The organism is Pseudomonas sp. M47T1, assembly GCF_000263855.1.
Taxonomy (GTDB): Bacteria; Pseudomonadota; Gammaproteobacteria; order Pseudomonadales; family Pseudomonadaceae; genus Aquipseudomonas.
Map to the genome: position 1 here is coordinate 80,770 of NZ_AJWX01000004.1, position 16,774 is coordinate 97,543.

Sequence of the window (16,774 nt, forward strand, 5' to 3'; positions counted from 1 at the left end):
CGAACCCCTGCGCCAGGGTCACCCAGTCAGATACCGTACTGGGCGCGATAGGCTTGCACGGCTGGAAGGTGCTGCTTGAGCTCGGCGTCGTCCGCCAGGAACTCCAGCACCTGATCCAGGGAGACGATACTGACCACCGGAATGCCGAAGTCACGCTCCACTTCCTGGATGGCCGACAGCTCGCCATTGCCACGCTCCTGGCGGTTCAGGGCAATCAGCACCCCGGCTGCCTTGGCGCTCTGGGCATTGATGATCTGCATCACTTCGCGGATGGCAGTACCGGCGGTGATCACGTCATCGATGATCAGGATATCGCCGGCCAGGGGCGAGCCCACCAGGCTGCCGCCTTCGCCGTGGTCCTTGGCTTCCTTGCGGTTGAAACACCACGGAATATCGATGCCGTGATGCTCGTCCAGGGCCACTGCGGTGGCGGCTGCCAGCGGGATACCCTTATAGGCCGGGCCAAACAGCACGTCGAAGGCAATGCCGCTTTCAACCACAGCCGCAGCATAGTACTTGCCCAGTTTGGCCAGTGCCGAACCGCTGTTGAACAGGCCCGCATTGAAGAAATAAGGACTGGTGCGCCCGGATTTCAGGGTGAACTCACCGAAGCGCAGTACCCCGCGATCGATGGCAAAACGAATGAAGTCGCGTTGATAGGCGTGCATTAAAAAAGTCCCGAATACCACGGATTTAGCTAATTGAGTAGAGCTCGGGTATCATACACGCACGAGATTTTTGGGGCCATTTATGCGGATCATCAGTGTGAACGTTAATGGTATTCATGCCGCAGTCGAGCGAGGTTTGCTCAGTTGGCTGCAAGCACAGAATGCCGACGTCATCTGCCTGCAGGATACTCGTGCCTCCGCCTTTGAACTGGACGACCCAGCCTTCCAACTGGATGGCTACTTCCTTTATGCATGCGATGCTGAAGTGCCCACCCAAGGTGGCGTGGCACTTTACTCGCGGTTGCAACCCAAGGCGGTAATCAGCGGCCTCGGCTTCGAGACAGCCGACCGCTACGGGCGCTACCTGCAAGCAGACTTCGACAAATTGAGCATCGCCACCCTGCTGTTGCCTTCGGGCCAGAATGGCGATGAAGACTTGAACCAGAAGTTCAAGTTGATGGACGACTTCGGCAAGTACCTGGACAAGCAGCGCCGCAAGCGCCGCGAGTACATCTACTGCGGCTCGCTGTATGTGGCGCAGCAGAAGCTGGACATCAAGAACTGGCGCGACAGCCAGCAATCCCCCGGTTTCCTGGCGCCAGAACGTGCCTGGATGGACGAGATTGTCGGCAACATGGGCTATGTGGATGCCCTGCGTGAAGTCAGCCGTGAAGGCGACCAGTACAGCTGGTGGCCGGATAACGAACAGGCCGAGATGCTCAACCTGGGCTGGCGGTTCGACTATCAGCTGCTGACTCCAGGCCTGCGCCGTTTCGTGCGCAGCGCGCGCCTGCCGCGTCAGCCGCGCTTCTCCCAGCATGCTCCATTTATCGTGGACTATGACTGGACCTTGACCATCTAAAAAGTCGAGGCGCAAAAAAGCCGACCCCATGGGGTCGGCTTTTTTGTGCGCCTTGTGGGAGCGGGTTCTACCCGCGAAAAGAACACCGCGTGATGTCTGACGAACCGCGCGTTCGTTTCGCAAGCTCAGGGGTATCAGTCAGCCAGTGCGGCTTTCTGCAGTTCGAACAGGTCAACCATGCCTTTCTGCGCCAGTGCCAGCATGGCGTTCAGCTCTTCAGGCTGGAACGGCGCGCCTTCGGCGGTGCCCTGCACTTCGATGAAGCCACCGGTGCTGGTCATCACCACGTTCAGGTCGGTCTCGGCGGCAGAGTCTTCCAGGTAGTCCAGGTCCAGTACCGGCTCGCCCTGGTACATGCCTACCGACACGGCGGAGATCATGTGCTTGAGCGGGTCGCCGCCTTTCAGGCCGCCACGCTTCTTGATCACTTTCAGCGCGTCGACCAGCGCCACCATGGCACCGGTGATGGAAGCAGTACGGGTACCACCGTCGGCCTGGATCACGTCGCAGTCGACGTACAGGGTAACGTCGCCCAGCTTGGACATGTCCAGGGCTGCGCGCAGCGAGCGGCCGATCAGGCGCTGGATTTCCAGGGTACGGCCGCCCTGCTTGCCCTTGCTGGCTTCACGCTGGTTACGCTCGCCGGTGGCGCGCGGCAGCATGCCGTATTCAGCCGTCAACCAGCCTTGGCCCTGGCCCTTGAGGAAGCGCGGCACGCCATTTTCGACGCTGACCGTGCAGATAACCTTGGTGTCACCGAACTCAACCAGTACAGACCCTTCGGCGTGCTTGGTGTAGTTGCGGGTGATGCGGATCGAGCGGAGCTGATCGGCAGCGCGACCACTTGGACGTTTCATCTGGGATACCTGTACTGAGGAACGAAAACTGCCGAGCATTATAAGACCTGTGATCATTTATTGCCCGACTTGAGTTGCAACACAGTAGCCTCACGCGCAACCACCCTCTTGTAGGAGTGGGCCGTGGCCGCCAAGCAGACACAGCTGTGCGCCAAGTACTACGCGGTGAATTCTCCGCAGGCACAGCCCGCTCCTACAGGGTTGTGCCAGAGCGCTGGGAATTTAATTTTCAGCCCAACGGTCGACATGCTGTAACAGCAATGGTTTGGGCGCCAGCCCATCGGTGCGCTACAATCCTGCGCCTTTCACACCCCAATCTGCGAGGTACTCCCCATGGTGCACAGCATGACCGCCTTCGCCCGCGTCGAACGGGCGGGCAACCAGGGGACCCTCAGTTGGGAACTGCGCTCGGTCAACCACCGTTACCTTGAGCCACATCTGCGCCTGCCCGAAGCTTTTCGCGACCTTGAAATCGCCGTGCGCGAAGCGCTGCGCCAGGGCATTTCGCGCGGCAAGGTGGAATGCACCCTGCGCTTTTGCGAAGTCAGCAGCGGCAAGCCGCTGCAGGTAGACCGCGAACGCGCCGCGCAACTGGTGGCCGCCGCCGAAACCATCGCCAGCCTGATCAAGCAGCCCGCCGCGCTCAACCCGCTGGACGTGCTGGGCTGGCAGGGCGTGTTGGTGGCCGATGCCGTCGACCCGCAGGCGCTGAATCAGGAAGCCGTCGAACTGTTCAACGACGCGCTCAAGCAGCTCAAGGCCGGCCGCGACCGTGAAGGCGCGGAACTGGCGAAGCTGATCAACGACCGGCTCGACGCCATGAGCGAAGAGGTCAAGACCTTGCGCGCCCAGGTGCCGCACATGCTGGGCGTGCAGCGCCAAAAGATTCTCGATCGCTTTGCCGACATTCAGGCCGAGCTTGATCCCCAGCGCCTGGAGCAGGAAATGGTGCTGCTGGCGCAGAAAAGCGACGTTGCCGAAGAACTGGACCGCCTCACCACCCACGTCACCGAAGTGCGGCGAGTGCTGAAGGCAGGCGGCGCGGCAGGCCGGCGTCTTGATTTCCTGATGCAGGAGCTCAACCGCGAGGCAAATACACTGGGCTCCAAGGCCTTCGACCCGCGCAGCACTCAGGCGGCGGTCAACCTGAAGGTGTTGATCGAGCAAATGCGCGAACAAGTGCAGAATATTGAGTAAGGCAACCGCAAAATGAACCACAGCACCGGCACCCTATACATCGTTTCGGCGCCTTCGGGCGCGGGCAAGACCAGCCTGGTCAAGGCTCTGATCGACGCGCAACCGAGCATCCGCGTCTCGGTGTCGCACACCACCCGCGCCATGCGCCCAGGTGAAGTCGATGGCGTGAACTACCACTTTGTCGATCGCGCCGAGTTCGTGCGCATGATCGAGCACGGTGATTTCCTGGAGCAGGCCGAAGTCTTCGGCAACCTCTACGGCACGTCCCAGAGCACGCTGCAACAGACCCTGGACGAAGGCCACGACCTGATCCTGGAAATCGACTGGCAAGGTGCCCAGCAGGTGCGCAGGCTGATGCCCGACGCCCGCTCCATCTTCATTTTGCCGCCGACCCAGCAGGCCCTGCGCCAGCGCCTGACCAACCGTGGCCAGGACAGCGACGAGATCATCGACGGGCGCATGCGCGAAGCAGTCAGCGAGATGAGCCATTACGTGGAGTACGACTTCCTGGTGATCAACGACGATTTCGCCGTCGCGCTGGAAGACTTGAAAGCGATTTTCCGTGCCAATACGTTGCAGCAGGCACAACAGCAAGGCCGCTTCAGCGATCTATTGAGCCAATTACTCGCTTAAATGAAGCATTTCAGCCGCCGTTCGGTTACCTTGAGGGTAGCCGCACAGCGTCTGGACCGGCTGTTTGAAAACTAGCGCTTCCCTTAAGGCTGGTGATTTTTTAAACTACTGAGTCCGCTCGCCCATCCGGGCTGCGCGCATACTGCATTTGCTACGAGGAAGACCATGGCCCGCGTAACCGTTGAAGACTGCCTAGAACACGTGGAAAACCGCTTTGAGCTGGTCATGCTCTCTACCAAGCGTGCCCGTCAACTGGCCACCGGCGGCAAAGAGCCTCTGGTCCAGTGGGAAAACGACAAGCCTACCGTTGTGGCCCTGCGCGAAATCGCTGAAGGCCTTATGAGCTACGAGTTCATCGCCAACGCCGAAATCGTCGAAGACGAGCCGCTGTTCGCAGCGTTCGAGGACGAGTCCAACGAGGCCGTCTAAGCCTATGCCTGGTCGACGTAGCACGGCGCGGGAATACAGCTTGCGGCAGGAGTTTTCATGCCGAGCATAGACGCCCTCGCCGATCGCTTATCGACCTACCTCGGCGCAGACCAGGTCAACTTGGTGCGCCGGGCGTATTTCTACGCCGAACAAGCCCACGACGGCCAACGCCGCCGTAGCGGCGAGCCTTACGTCACGCATCCGCTGGCGGTGGCCAATATCCTTGCCGACATGCACATGGACCATCAGAGCCTGATGGCAGCCATGCTGCATGACGTGATCGAAGACACCGGCATCGCCAAGGAAGCGCTCAGCGCACAATTTGGCGAGACCGTGGCTGAACTGGTCGATGGGGTCAGCAAGCTGACCCAGATGAATTTCGAGACCAAGGCCGAGGCGCAAGCCGAGAACTTCCAGAAAATGGCCATGGCCATGGCACGCGACATTCGCGTGATCCTGGTCAAGCTCGCCGACCGCCTGCACAACATGCGCACCCTGGAAGTGCTGTCTGGCGAAAAACGCCGGCGCATCGCCAAGGAAACCCTGGAAATCTACGCCCCCATCGCCAATCGCCTGGGCATGCACAACGTGCGCGTGGAATTCGAAGACCTGGGCTTCAAGGCCATGTACCCGATGCGCTCTGCGCGCATCTACCAGGCGGTGAAGCGTGCGCGCGGCAACCGCAAGGAAATCGTCAACAAGATCGAACAGTCTCTGGGCCACTGCCTGGCCGTGGACGGTATCGAGGGCGATGTCAGCGGCCGCCAGAAGCACATCTATGGCATTTACAAGAAGATGCGCGGCAAGCGCCGGGCCTTCAACGAGATCATGGACGTCTACGCGTTCCGCATCGTGGTGGATAAGGTAGACACCTGCTACCGCGTACTGGGCGCCGTGCACAATCTGTACAAGCCATTGCCGGGCCGCTTCAAGGATTACATCGCGATTCCCAAGGCCAACGGCTACCAGTCGCTGCACACCACCTTGTTCGGCATGCACGGCGTACCCATCGAAATCCAGATTCGCACCCGCGAGATGGAAGAGATGGCCAACAACGGAATCGCCGCCCACTGGCTGTACAAGTCCAGCGACGACGAGCAGCCCAAGGGCACTCACGCGCGGGCTCGCCAGTGGGTCAAGGGCGTGCTGGAAATGCAGCAACGCGCTGGCAACTCGCTGGAATTCATCGAGAGCGTGAAGATCGACCTGTTCCCGGACGAGGTCTACGTGTTCACGCCCAAGGGCCGCATCATGGAGCTGCCCAAGGGCTCGACAGCCGTCGACTTCGCCTATGCGGTGCACACCGACGTGGGCAACAGCTGCATTGCGTGCCGCATCAACCGCCGGCTGGCGCCGCTGTCCGAACCGCTGCAAAGCGGTTCCACGGTGGAAATCGTCAGCGCCCCGGGGGCCCGCCCGAACCCGGCCTGGCTCAATTTCGTGGTCACCGGCAAGGCACGCACGCACATTCGCCACGCGCTCAAGCTGCAACGCCGCTCCGAGTCCATCAGCCTGGGCGAACGCCTGCTGAACAAGGTGCTCAACGGCTTCGACAGTGCGCTGGAGAGCATCCCGGCCGACCGCATTCACGCCATGCTCGCCGAATATCGGCTGGAGCAGATCGAAGACCTGCTGGAAGACATCGGCCTTGGCAACCGCATGGCCTACGTAGTGGCGCGTCGCCTGTTGGCCACTGAAGGCGAGCAACTGCCCAGCCCCGAAGGACCATTGGCCATTCGCGGCACCGAAGGCCTGGTGCTCAGCTACGCCAAATGCTGTACGCCGATACCGGGCGACCCGATCGTGGGGCACCTGTCGGCCGGCAAGGGCATGGTCGTGCACCTGGAAAACTGCCGCAATATCAGTGAAATCCGCCACAATCCGGAAAAGTGCATTCAGCTTTCCTGGGCCAAGGACGTCACTGGCGAATTCAATGTCGAGTTGCGCGTGGAACTCGAGCACCAGCGCGGCCTGATCGCCTTGCTGGCCAGCAGCGTCAACGCCGCCGATGGCAATATCGAGAAGATCAGCATGGACGAGCGCGATGGCCGCATCAGCGTGGTCCAGTTGGTCGTCAGCGTGCACGACCGCGTGCACCTGGCTCGCGTGATCAAGAAACTGCGGGCGCTGACCGGCGTCATCCGCATCACGCGGATGCGTGCGTAACGCAGCCTTCCCCCTGCCAAGGAGTCATCAATGACCAAGACTGTTATCACCAGCGACAAGGCCCCGGCGGCCATCGGTACCTACTCCCAGGCAATCAAGGCGGGTAATACCGTCTACATGTCCGGCCAGATTCCGCTGGACCCGAAAACCATGGAACTGGTTGAAGGCTTCGAAGCCCAGACCGTGCAGGTCTTCGAAAACCTCAAAGCCGTGGCCGAGGCCGCTGGCGGCTCGTTCAAAGACATCGTCAAGCTGAACATTTTCCTTACCGACCTGAGCCACTTCGCCAAGGTCAACGAAGTGATGGGCCGCTATTTCGAACAGCCTTACCCTGCCCGCGCCGCCATCGGCGTGGCCGCACTGCCACGCGGTGCCCAGGTTGAAATGGACGCCATCCTGGTCGTCGAGTAAACCTTGTGTGGCGAGGTGCCCCGCGCCTCGCCTTTTTCCCTCCGGAAGGATTCCCCACATGCGCCATGCGCTTGTCCTGCCGTTGCTGGCCGCGCTGTTGAGCGGCTGCGCCAGTCACAGCAATGTCGACCCCAGCGGGGTCTGGATCAACCAGAAAGCCATCGATACCGCCGCCAAGGGCAAAGGCCTGCGCGACGCCCTGGGCGCCAACGGCCCGGTGCTGGAATGGCAGCTCAACAGCAAGGCTGGCCAGGTCAGCTTCAGCAACGGCTTCGAACGCGTGCAGGGCAACCTGCAGCCGTTGGGCAAGGGTAAATGGGAGGCCGACTTCCAAGGCAACCATAGCCAGCAACTGACCACTGACGACGACGAACTGACCCTGGCAGCCAGCGCTTCGGGCCCCCAGCAGGTTTTCGTCAAACCCAAGACTACCGTCGAGCCGGGCGCCCCGGTGGGCAGCAGTTTTGAGCAGGCGCTGTATGCCGCCTACATGGGCGGCGACTGGACCATCGTCGAAGGCCAGGGCCAGGGCAGTGCCGTGCACTTCCTCGCCAACGGCCAACTCAGCGGTTTTCCTGGCGCAGACCGCTATGCCCTGTGCCTGGCGGGCGATTGCGCCACCATGAGCGGCGATGCCGACAGCATGTGGATCGAACTCAATAAGCAGGGCGCGCCGTATCTGTTCAAGCGCGATGGCAAACAGCTGGAAATTTTCCAGGCAGTGAACCAGGCCCAGGCTGACGAGATGCCACAGTTCGCGGCTGGCCAGCGCCTCTGGCTGCTGAAGAAACAGTAACGCTGCAACCTTTGCCGCTGCCGCAGGCGGCGCTGGCCCTGATGTTCACTGGAGATCTTCAGCGCACCCAGGGGCCAGCACCGCCTTCGGCACGGCTACAAGCGCGGCTGCAAACCGTGACCAAGGTCAGGGTTTGGCGGCCAGGATGGCTTCATAACCCTCGCGGTAACTAGGGTAGCGAGGCTCCCAGCCCAGTGCCCGGGCCAAAGCGTTGCTGCAGCGCTTGTTGCCGTTGCGCCGCACCGTGGACTCCTCGGCCCAGCCCTGAACCCCCAACCGCACGCGCAGCCACTCGACCACCTCGGCCAGCGCCGCCGGCTTGTCGTCCACCCCCAGATAACAGCTCGCTACAGGCTCACCCTTGGCATCCTCACACACCAGGTGCGCCAGCAACCCAGCCGCATCGTCGCTGTGGATACGATTGCCGTACATCACAGGCTCATGGGCAACCTGGTAACCCTGGCGCACTTGCTCCAGCAAGCGCTCACGGCCTGGCCCGTAGATACCCGTCAGGCGCACCACCGTTGCTGGCCAGCCGCTTGTACGCGCCACCTCTTCGGCTTCCAGCATCAGGCGCCCGGAAAAACCGGTCGGCTCGGTCACTGAGTACTCGTCGATCCACTCGCCCCCTGACTGCGCGTACACGCTGCTGCTGGACACAAACACCAGGCGCTGGGGCGTCTGGCGGTTGTAGTTGAGCCACCCCACCACGCGCTTCAGGCCATCGACGTAAGCCGCCTGATACCCGGCCTCGTCATGCTGGCTTGCCGCCACGCAGTACACCACGTAATCAATATGGCCCTGGGGCCAGCCAGCGGGGCAAGCCTGCTGCGCAAGATCGCCGGCCACCGGGAGCACTCCCGGGGGCAACGCCGACACCTGCCGACGCAGCCCGTATACCATCCAATTGAGTGCCAGCAGCTGCTGGGCCAGTCGGCCCCCCACGTCGCCACACCCCACGATCAAAACACTTGGCACGGGCATTTTCCTGCTCCTGAATCAACGCTGCACACACACCTTGATAGCACTGTAGCGACAGAAAGCCGGAAAAAATCTGGCGTATCGCTTTTGTTAACAAGAATTACTTGCAATAATAACGACCCATTTTGTTCTCGGCCCGCTATCGAGGCCTAGAAGGACATCCACTCTTTTCCCTCTCAGGTCCGGCCAGCATGACTCAAAATCGCCCTTGCGCTTCGCCATCCCGTACACGCCCTTGGCGCGGTATTGCCGCCCTGGTCATCGGCCTTGCGCTGACCCCGGCAGCCTTTGCTGACGAACCCGCTGCCCAGGCGCACCAGGCTGTACCTGCTGCCGCTGTTGCCGCGCCCGCCACCCCGGACAGCTCCACGCTGCCAGCCGCACCTGCCGCTGCCGACAATCAGGCTGCCGATGAGGCCGGCGCCGAACCGGCCGTGGAAACCGGCTTCACCCTGGGCCACGACCTGTCGCCATGGGGCATGTTCCAGAACGCCGACATCATCGTGAAGATCGTCATGATCGGCCTGGCCATCGCGTCCATCATCACCTGGACTATCTGGATCGCCAAAGGTTTCGAGCTGATGGGTGCCAAACGCCGTCTGCGCGGCGAAATCGCCCAGCTGAAGAAGGCCACCACCCTCAAGGCGGCCAGCGACACCGCCAGCAAGGAAGGCACCCTCGCCCACCTGCTGGTGCATGACGCCCTGGAAGAAATGCACCTGTCGGTCAACGCTCGCGAGCGCGAAGGTATCAAGGAGCGCGTCAGCTTCCGCCTGGAGCGCCTGGTAGCCGCCTGCGGCCGCAACATGAGCAACGGCACCGGCGTGCTGGCCACCATCGGCTCCACCGCGCCGTTCGTGGGCCTGTTCGGTACCGTGTGGGGCATCATGAACAGCTTCATCGGCATAGCCAAGACCCAGACCACCAACCTGGCCGTGGTTGCCCCCGGCATCGCCGAAGCCCTGCTCGCCACCGCCCTGGGCCTGGTCGCGGCAATCCCGGCCGTGGTCATCTACAACGTCTTCGCCCGCTCCATCGCCGGCTACAAGGCGCAGGTGTCGGACGCTTCCGCCCAGGTATTGCTGCTGGTCAGCCGTGACCTGGACCACCAGCCAGGCGAGCGCACCGCTTCGCCACACATGGTGAAGGTGGGTTAATCCATGGGTCTGCACCTCAACGAAGGTGGCGACGACCTCGCCGAGAACCACGAAATCAACGTCACGCCCTTTATCGACGTGATGCTGGTGCTGCTGATCATCTTCATGGTGGCCGCGCCGTTGGCCACCGTGGACATCAAGGTCGACCTACCCGCTTCCACGGCCAAACCTGCGCCCCGGCCGGAAAAGCCGCTGTTCCTCAGCGTCAAGGCTGACCAGAGCCTTTACCTGGGTGACGACAAGGTCGACCGCGCGCAACTGGCCCAGGTGCTCGACGCCAAGACCAAAGGCAAGAAAGACACCACCATCTTCTTCCAGGCCGACAAGACCGTCGACTACGGCGACCTGATGGAGGTGATGAACGCCCTGCGCGGCGCCGGTTACCTGAAAGTCGGCCTGGTGGGCCTCGAGACGGTAGGGAAGAAATGATCACGACGCGCCAAAAGCTGACGCGTTACGGCGGTAGTCTTGCGGTGGTGCTGGGGATTCACGCCCTGGCCATCGCCCTGGCGCTCAACTGGCACGCAGCGCCCCCGCCAGAACTGCCTCCCCAGGCAATGATGGTGGAACTGGCGCCGGTACCGGAAGTGGCGCCGCCGCCACCGCCAAAGGTGATCACGCCGCCAACACCGCCAACGCCGGTGGAAGAGCTGCCGCTGCCCAAGCTGGCCGAGGCACCCAAGCCGACGATCGCGATTCCCAAGCAGGAAAAGCCCAAGCCCAAGCCAAAGCCACAGCCGCCCAAGCCTGAGAAGAAGCCCGAACCGCCCCAGGAAACGCCACCGTCCGAGAAGGTGGTGGACACTGCGCCTGCCAAGGACTCCGCGCCGAAAGCACCGGTCGCGCAGCCACAGCTGCCGTCCAACAGCAATGCACTGCCCAACTGGCAAGGTGACCTGTTGCGCCATCTGGCCAAGTTCAAGAAGTACCCCGAGGACGCTCGTCGCCGTGGCCTGCAGGGCGTGAACCGCCTGCGCTTTGTGGTGGACGCCGAAGGCAAGGTACTGTCGTATGAATTGGCCGGTGGGTCAGGCAGCGCGGCGCTGGACCGTGCCACCCTGGACATGATCCGTCGGGCACAGCCCTTGCCGCCACCGCCCAAGGAGCTGCTGAACAACGGCAGCCTGGAAGTGGTTGCACCGTTTGTCTACTCGTTGGACAAAAGATGAATATCTGTTTCTGACATACAGATGCAACCTTGATAACGTGCGTCTATCGATTGCAGCCGCTATGCTGGGCTCGCAACTTCATGGACGCACGTTATGACTCTCACAGAATTGCGCTACATCGTCACCCTCGCCCAGGAGCAGCACTTCGGCCACGCCGCCGAGCGTTGCCATGTCAGCCAGCCGACTTTGTCGGTGGGGGTCAAAAAACTCGAAGATGAACTGGGTGTGCTTATTTTCGAGCGCAGCAAGAGCGCCGTGCGCCTCACCCCGGTGGGTGAAGGTATAGTAGCCCAGGCCCAGAAGGTCCTCGAACAGGCCCAGGGTATCCGCGAGCTGGCCCAGGCCGGCAAGAACCAGCTGACTGCGCCGCTCAAGGTCGGTGCCATCTACACCGTCGGCCCTTATCTGTTCCCGCACCTTATTCCGCAACTGCACCGGGTAGCCCCGCAGATGCCGTTGTACATCGAAGAGAACTTCACTCACATCCTGCGCGACAAGTTGCGCAACGGCGAACTGGACGCAGTGATCATTGCCCTGCCGTTCAACGAAGCCGACGTACTGACGCTGCCACTCTATGACGAACCCTTCTATGTGCTGATGCCCGCCGGGCACCCCTGGACCCAGAAGGAAACCATCGATTCGTCGCTGCTCAATGACAAGAGCCTGTTGCTGCTGGGTGAAGGCCACTGCTTCCGCGACCAGGTGCTCGAAGCCTGCCCCACGCTGGTGAAGGGTACCGAAGGCGCTAAGCACACCACGGTGGAGTCCAGCTCGCTGGAAACCATCCGTCACATGGTTGCCTCGGGCCTGGGCGTGTCGATCCTGCCGCTGTCCGCCGTGCACAGCCATCATTATGCCCCGGGCATCATCGATGTACGGCCACTGACGCCACCGTCGCCATTCCGCACCGTGGCCATCGCCTGGCGCGCCAGCTTTCCGCGACCCAAGGCCATCGAGATCCTCGCCGACTCCATTCGCCTGTGCTCCGTGGCCAAGCCGACAGCGTTGAGCAAAGTTGCGACATGACCGAGCTGTCCAACGTATCGGTCACGGCCCTCAAGGGCATCGGCGAAGCCATGGCCGAGAAGCTGACCAAGGTCGGCCTGGAAAACCTGCAGGATGTGCTGTTCCACCTGCCCCTGCGCTATCAGGACCGCACCCGCGTGGTGCCCATCGGCGCCTTGCGCCCGGGCCAGGACGCGGTGATCGAAGGTGTGGTCAGTGGCGCCGACGTGGCCATGGGCAAGCGCCGCAGCCTGCTGGTGCGCCTGGGTGACGGCACCGGCTCGCTGAGCCTGCGCTTCTATCATTTCAGCAACGCCCAGAAAGAAGCGCTCAAACGCGGTACGCACTTGCGCTGTTATGGCGAGGCACGCCCCGGCGCCTCCGGCCTGGAGATCTACCACCCCGAATACCGCGCCCTGACCGGTGACGAACCGGAACCGGTGGAACAGACCCTCACGCCCATCTACCCCACCACCGAAGGGCTGACCCAGGCGCGCCTGCGCCAACTGTCGCAGCAAGCCCTGGCGCTGCTGGGGCCGCGCACCCTGCCCGACTGGCTGCCGGCCGAGCTGGCCCGCGAACATCAATTGGCGCCGCTGGACGAAGCCATTCGCTACCTGCATCACCCGCCACCCGATGCCGACCTGGAAGAGCTGGCCGTGGGGCACCACTGGGCCCAGCATCGCCTGGCGTTCGAAGAGCTGCTGACCCACCAGTTGTCGCAGCAACGCCTGCGCGAAAGCCTGCGCGCCCTGCGTGCGCCGGCGCTGCCCAAGGCCAGCCGCCTGCCTGGGCAATACTTGGCCAACCTGGGCTTCGCACCTACGGGCGCCCAGCAACGCGTAGGCCAGGAAATTGCCTACGACCTCAGCCAGCGCGAGCCCATGCTACGCCTGGTGCAGGGCGACGTGGGCGCCGGCAAGACGGTTGTTGCGGCGCTGGCCGCCCTGCAAGCGCTGGAGGCCGGCTACCAGGTGGCTCTTATGGCCCCTACCGAAATTCTTGCCGAACAGCACTTCATCACCTTCAAGCGCTGGCTCGAACCCTTGGGTATCGAAGTGGCGTGGCTGGCTGGCAAGCTCAAGGGCAAGACGCGCGTCGCCTCCCTGGAACAGATCGCCGGTGGCGCCCCCATGGTGGTGGGCACACATGCGCTGTTCCAGGATGAGGTGAAGTTCGCCAACCTGGCCCTGGTGATCATCGACGAACAGCACCGCTTCGGTGTTCAACAGCGCCTGGCCCTGCGCCAGAAAGGTGTGGGCGGGCGCATGTGCCCCCACCAACTGATCATGACCGCCACGCCCATCCCGCGCACCCTGGCCATGAGCGCCTATGCGGATCTGGACACCTCGATCCTTGACGAGCTGCCGCCCGGCCGTACTCCGGTCAACACCGTGCTGGTAGCCGACAGTCGGCGCATTGAAGTAGTCGAGCGGGTTCGCGCCGCCTGTGCCGAAGGCCGCCAGGCCTACTGGGTGTGCACGCTGATCGAGGAATCCGAAGAGCTGACCTGCCAGGCGGCGCAAACCACCTTCGAGGAACTGACCAGCGCGCTCGGCGAGCTGCGCGTAGGCTTGATCCACGGGCGCATGAAGCCGGCGGAGAAAGCCGCCATCATGGCGATGTTCAAGGCCGGTGAGCTGCAACTGCTGGTCGCCACCACGGTGATCGAAGTCGGTGTGGACGTTCCCAACGCCAGCCTGATGATCATCGAAAACCCTGAACGCCTGGGCCTGGCGCAATTGCACCAGTTGCGCGGCCGAGTGGGCCGAGGCAGCGCGGCCAGCCATTGCGTGCTGCTGTATCACCCGCCGCTGTCGCAAATTGGCCGCGAGCGCCTGGGTATCATGCGTGAAACCAACGATGGGTTTGTCATTGCCGAAAAAGACCTGCAACTGCGCGGGCCTGGCGAAATGCTCGGTACACGACAGACCGGTTTGCTACAGTTCAAGGTGGCTGACCTCATGCGTGACGCCGACCTTCTCCCCGCCGTAAGGGATGCGGCCCAGACCTTGCTTTCGCAATGGCCAGCACACGTCGACCCGTTGCTGAACCGCTGGCTGCGTCACGGCCAGCAATATGGCCAGGTATGACTCCCGGACAAAAAAGACTTGGCACGATGGATCCAGCAGCGCTCGCAAGCTGGGTATACTGTCGGCCAAGTAAGCATATGGATACAGACCATGACTGAAGTTGCCCTGGACACCGCAACCCCGCACACCCCGTCTGTCATTCAGTTGATGCTGGGGAAGTTGGGTATCAGCTACCGCGAGGTGCTTGATCACCCACAACTGAACCCGGCCCGCAAGGTTCAGGCAGTGCTGCTCAACGATGCGGTGGGCGCACTCATGGTGCTGTTTCCACAGAACCATCTGCTGGACCTCAACCGCCTGGCCGAACTGACCGGCCGCAGGCTCACCGCCGTACCGCTCGACCGCATGGAAAAAATGCTCGGCAAGCACGAGCTGGCGCAATTGCCCGGCCTTCCCGCGCTGACCAGCTCGCCTTGCCTGTACGAAGAGCAACTGCTCAACGAGGGTGACCTGCTGATCCATTCGGGGCAGGCCGGCCTGCTGTTGGAAATCTCGCGCGATGACTTCAAGAAGATGCTCAGCAAGGCCAGCGCGGGCAATTTTGGCGAGCCGCTGACCAGCATTCGTCCCAACCTTGACCGCCCTGATGACGACCGCAAGGAAATCACCCAGGCGGTGCAGGTGTTCACGGCGCGGCGCATCCAGCAGCGCCTGGAAGCCACCATCGAGATCCCGCCGCTGGCGGAAACCGCGCAGAAAATAATCAAACTGCGTGTGGACCCCAACGCCACGATCGATGACATTACCGGCGTGGTAGAAACCGATCCTGCCCTGGCCGCGCAAGTGGTCAGCTGGGCGGCTTCGCCCTACTACGCATCGCCCGGCAAGATCCGTTCGGTGGAAGACGCCATCGTCCGCGTGCTGGGCTTCGACCTGGTGATCAACCTGGCGCTGGGGCTGGCACTGGGCAAGACCCTCAGCCTGCCCAAAGACCAGCCACAGCACGCCACGCCGTACTGGCAGCAGTCGATCTACACCGCGGCGGTCATCGAAGGGCTGACCCGCGCCATCCCGCGCGCGCAACGCCCGGAAACCGGGCTCACGTACCTGGCGGGCCTGCTGCACAACTTCGGCTACCTGCTGCTGGCGCATGTGTTTCCACCGCACTTCTCGCTGATCTGCCGCCACCTTGAGGTCAACCCGCACCTGTGCCACAGCTATGTGGAACAGCACCTGCTGGGCATTACCCGCGAGCAGATCGGTGCCTGGCTAATGCGTTTCTGGGACATGCCTGAAGAACTGGCCGGCGCCCTGCGCTTCCAGCACGACCCCAGCTACGACGGCGACTACGCCCAGTACCCCAACCTGGTATGCCTGGCCGTGCGGTTGCTGCGTAGCCGCGGCATTGGTTCGGGCGCCGACGAAGGCATCCCGGACGAGCTGCTAGAGCGCCTGGGCCTGAGCCGCGAAAAGGCTGAAGATGTGGTCAGCAAAGTGCTGGACGCCGAGGTGCTGCTGCGCGAGCTGGCCTCGCAGTTTACCCAGCACTGATACACAGCGAACCTGTGGAGCTGCCGCACGCTGCGAAGGCCCGCACTGCGGGCCGGCGTTCGGCCTATCACCGATGAAGGTCCTGCTGACCTTTTCGCAGCCTTTCGGCAGCTCCGGCACATGCTCTGCAGCGGGGCCTGCGGCTGCGGCTACATTTGCCTTGGCTTACTTCTTCTTCGGTTTCAGGTACTTCATCACGCCCTGGAACCAGATCACCAGCGCCGGGTTGCCCTTGATCTGGATGGTCTTGTCCTGAATGCCCTGCATGAACGCCAACTGCTTGTTGCGCGCCTGCAAGGTTTCATAACCAAATGTTGCGTCCTTGAAGGCGATGGCAAAGGCCGGCTCGGCGACCTTGCCACTCTTACTGGTCACGCGCATGTCCTTGACGATGAAATGCCGGGCGATCGTGCCGTCCAGTGTCTGTAACTGGAACACAAGGTCACGATCCTTGAGTTGCTGACTGAACGCAGGGTTGTTGCGACTGGCACGGGCCATCAGAAAACCCATGGCCCAGAGCAGAAAGCGAAACTTCATGTACACGCCTCAAAAGTAATGTGTGCGACGGCAGCAGTGTACACCAGCACAATTGCATATTTTATGCATTTCACCCTCGATTAGTCGTTTTTAGACGCGTGATCGACGATTTATAGCCACGTCGCAAGGCGCAACAAACTACCGCGGCCACTACCTTCCATTGTCCTGTGAAGTCCGTCACGATAAGCGCTCAAACGGGGGGGAATGCACCTGACACCTGTACGATTCATGCCGTACAAATAAACACCCGCCACACCCGTTTGACAGCCAGGCCGGGGGCCACTAGCTTTCATTGGATCCTTTACATATTTCGTTACAACTG

17 protein-coding genes are annotated in these 16,774 nt (G+C 62.1%); 13 read left to right on the forward strand and 4 right to left on the reverse strand.

The genetic code is table 11. The features are described 5' to 3' along the window. Positions 1–26: 26 nt before the first annotated feature. A complete protein-coding gene (gene pyrE, locus PMM47T1_RS06105) occupies positions 27–668 on the reverse strand; it encodes an orotate phosphoribosyltransferase (protein ID WP_008366827.1) in 642 nt (213 codons plus the stop codon). A gap of 82 nt (positions 669–750) precedes the next feature. Here pyrE and PMM47T1_RS06110 point away from each other — a divergent pair, with 82 nt between their 5' ends. Then, complete coding sequence (locus PMM47T1_RS06110; RefSeq protein WP_008366828.1) at positions 751–1,530, forward strand: exodeoxyribonuclease III; 780 nt, start codon at positions 751–753, stop codon at positions 1,528–1,530. A gap of 134 nt (positions 1,531–1,664) precedes the next feature. On the opposite strand, the gene rph is transcribed toward PMM47T1_RS06110, so the two are convergent. Then, positions 1,665–2,387 carry a ribonuclease PH gene (gene rph, locus PMM47T1_RS06115; protein WP_008366831.1) on the reverse strand — a complete coding sequence of 241 codons (723 nt, stop codon included), beginning with the start codon at positions 2,385–2,387 and terminating at the stop codon, positions 1,665–1,667. A 333-nt stretch (positions 2,388–2,720) separates the two neighbouring features. Between rph and PMM47T1_RS06120 the strand changes: the two genes are divergently transcribed. From PMM47T1_RS06120 to PMM47T1_RS06145, 6 genes are all read left to right on the forward strand, one after another. After that, the gene (locus tag PMM47T1_RS06120) at positions 2,721–3,584 is read left to right on the forward strand and encodes a YicC/YloC family endoribonuclease (protein ID WP_008366832.1); all 864 of its coding nucleotides are present in this window, start codon (positions 2,721–2,723) and stop codon (positions 3,582–3,584) included. A 12-nt stretch (positions 3,585–3,596) separates the two neighbouring features. Beyond that, positions 3,597–4,217: a guanylate kinase gene (gene gmk, locus PMM47T1_RS06125; protein ID WP_008366834.1), complete on the forward strand. Its 621-nt coding sequence runs from the start codon at positions 3,597–3,599 to the stop codon at positions 4,215–4,217. Between the two features lie 165 nt (positions 4,218–4,382). Beyond that, entirely contained in the window at positions 4,383–4,646 is a 264-nt protein-coding gene (gene rpoZ / locus PMM47T1_RS06130; protein ID WP_003177259.1) for a DNA-directed RNA polymerase subunit omega, read from the forward strand. Between the two features lie 57 nt (positions 4,647–4,703). Next, a complete protein-coding gene (gene spoT / locus PMM47T1_RS06135; protein WP_008366836.1) occupies positions 4,704–6,812 on the forward strand; it encodes a bifunctional GTP diphosphokinase/guanosine-3',5'-bis pyrophosphate 3'-pyrophosphohydrolase in 2,109 nt (702 codons plus the stop codon). 30 nt (positions 6,813–6,842) lie between these two features. Next, positions 6,843–7,223 (forward strand): RidA family protein, encoded by a 381-nt coding sequence (locus tag PMM47T1_RS06140; protein WP_008366837.1) that lies wholly within the window; start codon positions 6,843–6,845, stop codon positions 7,221–7,223. Positions 7,224–7,281: 58 nt separating this feature from the next. Further along, the gene (locus PMM47T1_RS06145) at positions 7,282–8,019 is read left to right on the forward strand and encodes a hypothetical protein (RefSeq protein WP_008366839.1); all 738 of its coding nucleotides are present in this window, start codon (positions 7,282–7,284) and stop codon (positions 8,017–8,019) included. A gap of 126 nt (positions 8,020–8,145) precedes the next feature. Here the strand turns inward: PMM47T1_RS06145 and PMM47T1_RS06150 are convergent, their stop codons facing one another. Further along, entirely contained in the window at positions 8,146–9,003 is an 858-nt protein-coding gene (locus tag PMM47T1_RS06150; protein ID WP_008366842.1) for an NAD-dependent epimerase/dehydratase family protein, read from the reverse strand. A gap of 188 nt (positions 9,004–9,191) precedes the next feature. On the opposite strand from PMM47T1_RS06150, the gene exbB reads away from it, so the two are divergent. The 6 genes from exbB to PMM47T1_RS06180 all read left to right on the forward strand — a co-directional run bounded on the left by exbB (position 9,192) and on the right by PMM47T1_RS06180 (position 15,915). Then, positions 9,192–10,157, forward strand: coding sequence for a tonB-system energizer ExbB (gene exbB / locus PMM47T1_RS06155; RefSeq protein ID WP_008366843.1), 966 nt, complete (start codon positions 9,192–9,194; stop codon positions 10,155–10,157). 3 nt (positions 10,158–10,160) lie between these two features. Further along, complete coding sequence (gene exbD, locus PMM47T1_RS06160) at positions 10,161–10,586, forward strand: TonB system transport protein ExbD (RefSeq protein WP_008366845.1); 426 nt, start codon at positions 10,161–10,163, stop codon at positions 10,584–10,586. After that, positions 10,583–11,326 (forward strand): energy transducer TonB, encoded by a 744-nt coding sequence (locus PMM47T1_RS06165; protein ID WP_008366846.1) that lies wholly within the window; start codon positions 10,583–10,585, stop codon positions 11,324–11,326. Before exbD ends, PMM47T1_RS06165 begins: the two co-directional genes overlap by 4 nt. A gap of 93 nt (positions 11,327–11,419) precedes the next feature. Next, complete coding sequence (locus PMM47T1_RS06170) at positions 11,420–12,352, forward strand: hydrogen peroxide-inducible genes activator (RefSeq protein WP_008366847.1); 933 nt, start codon at positions 11,420–11,422, stop codon at positions 12,350–12,352. Then, a complete protein-coding gene (gene recG, locus PMM47T1_RS06175) occupies positions 12,349–14,424 on the forward strand; it encodes an ATP-dependent DNA helicase RecG (protein ID WP_008366848.1) in 2,076 nt (691 codons plus the stop codon). The genes PMM47T1_RS06170 and recG overlap by 4 nt, the downstream gene beginning before the upstream one ends. Before the next feature lie 90 nt (positions 14,425–14,514). Beyond that, on the forward strand, positions 14,515–15,915 hold the full coding sequence (locus PMM47T1_RS06180) for an aminoacyl-tRNA deacylase and HDOD domain-containing protein (RefSeq protein ID WP_008366849.1): 1,401 nt from the start codon (positions 14,515–14,517) through the stop codon (positions 15,913–15,915). Between the two features lie 165 nt (positions 15,916–16,080). On the opposite strand, the gene PMM47T1_RS06185 is transcribed toward PMM47T1_RS06180, so the two are convergent. Beyond that, the gene (locus PMM47T1_RS06185; RefSeq protein WP_008366850.1) at positions 16,081–16,452 is read right to left on the reverse strand and encodes a hypothetical protein; all 372 of its coding nucleotides are present in this window, start codon (positions 16,450–16,452) and stop codon (positions 16,081–16,083) included. Between the last annotated feature and the right edge of the window lie 322 nt (positions 16,453–16,774).

What these genes read in the sequence shown, in the direction of transcription:
- pyrE (WP_008366827.1), bottom strand. Translation starts at nt 668, where the DNA reads ATGCACGCCTATCAACGCGACTTCATTCGTTTTGCCATCGATCGCGGG.
- PMM47T1_RS06110 (WP_008366828.1), top strand. Translation starts at nt 751, where the DNA reads ATGCGGATCATCAGTGTGAACGTTAATGGTATTCATGCCGCAGTCGAG.
- rph (WP_008366831.1), bottom strand. Translation starts at nt 2,387, where the DNA reads ATGAAACGTCCAAGTGGTCGCGCTGCCGATCAGCTCCGCTCGATCCGC.
- PMM47T1_RS06120 (WP_008366832.1), top strand. Translation starts at nt 2,721, where the DNA reads ATGGTGCACAGCATGACCGCCTTCGCCCGCGTCGAACGGGCGGGCAAC.
- gmk (WP_008366834.1), top strand. Translation starts at nt 3,597, where the DNA reads ATGAACCACAGCACCGGCACCCTATACATCGTTTCGGCGCCTTCGGGC.
- rpoZ (WP_003177259.1), top strand. Translation starts at nt 4,383, where the DNA reads ATGGCCCGCGTAACCGTTGAAGACTGCCTAGAACACGTGGAAAACCGC.
- spoT (WP_008366836.1), top strand. Translation starts at nt 4,704, where the DNA reads ATGCCGAGCATAGACGCCCTCGCCGATCGCTTATCGACCTACCTCGGC.
- PMM47T1_RS06140 (WP_008366837.1), top strand. Translation starts at nt 6,843, where the DNA reads ATGACCAAGACTGTTATCACCAGCGACAAGGCCCCGGCGGCCATCGGT.
- PMM47T1_RS06145 (WP_008366839.1), top strand. Translation starts at nt 7,282, where the DNA reads ATGCGCCATGCGCTTGTCCTGCCGTTGCTGGCCGCGCTGTTGAGCGGC.
- PMM47T1_RS06150 (WP_008366842.1), bottom strand. Translation starts at nt 9,003, where the DNA reads ATGCCCGTGCCAAGTGTTTTGATCGTGGGGTGTGGCGACGTGGGGGGC.
- exbB (WP_008366843.1), top strand. Translation starts at nt 9,192, where the DNA reads ATGACTCAAAATCGCCCTTGCGCTTCGCCATCCCGTACACGCCCTTGG.
- exbD (WP_008366845.1), top strand. Translation starts at nt 10,161, where the DNA reads ATGGGTCTGCACCTCAACGAAGGTGGCGACGACCTCGCCGAGAACCAC.
- PMM47T1_RS06165 (WP_008366846.1), top strand. Translation starts at nt 10,583, where the DNA reads ATGATCACGACGCGCCAAAAGCTGACGCGTTACGGCGGTAGTCTTGCG.
- PMM47T1_RS06170 (WP_008366847.1), top strand. Translation starts at nt 11,420, where the DNA reads ATGACTCTCACAGAATTGCGCTACATCGTCACCCTCGCCCAGGAGCAG.
- recG (WP_008366848.1), top strand. Translation starts at nt 12,349, where the DNA reads ATGACCGAGCTGTCCAACGTATCGGTCACGGCCCTCAAGGGCATCGGC.
- PMM47T1_RS06180 (WP_008366849.1), top strand. Translation starts at nt 14,515, where the DNA reads ATGACTGAAGTTGCCCTGGACACCGCAACCCCGCACACCCCGTCTGTC.
- PMM47T1_RS06185 (WP_008366850.1), bottom strand. Translation starts at nt 16,452, where the DNA reads ATGAAGTTTCGCTTTCTGCTCTGGGCCATGGGTTTTCTGATGGCCCGT.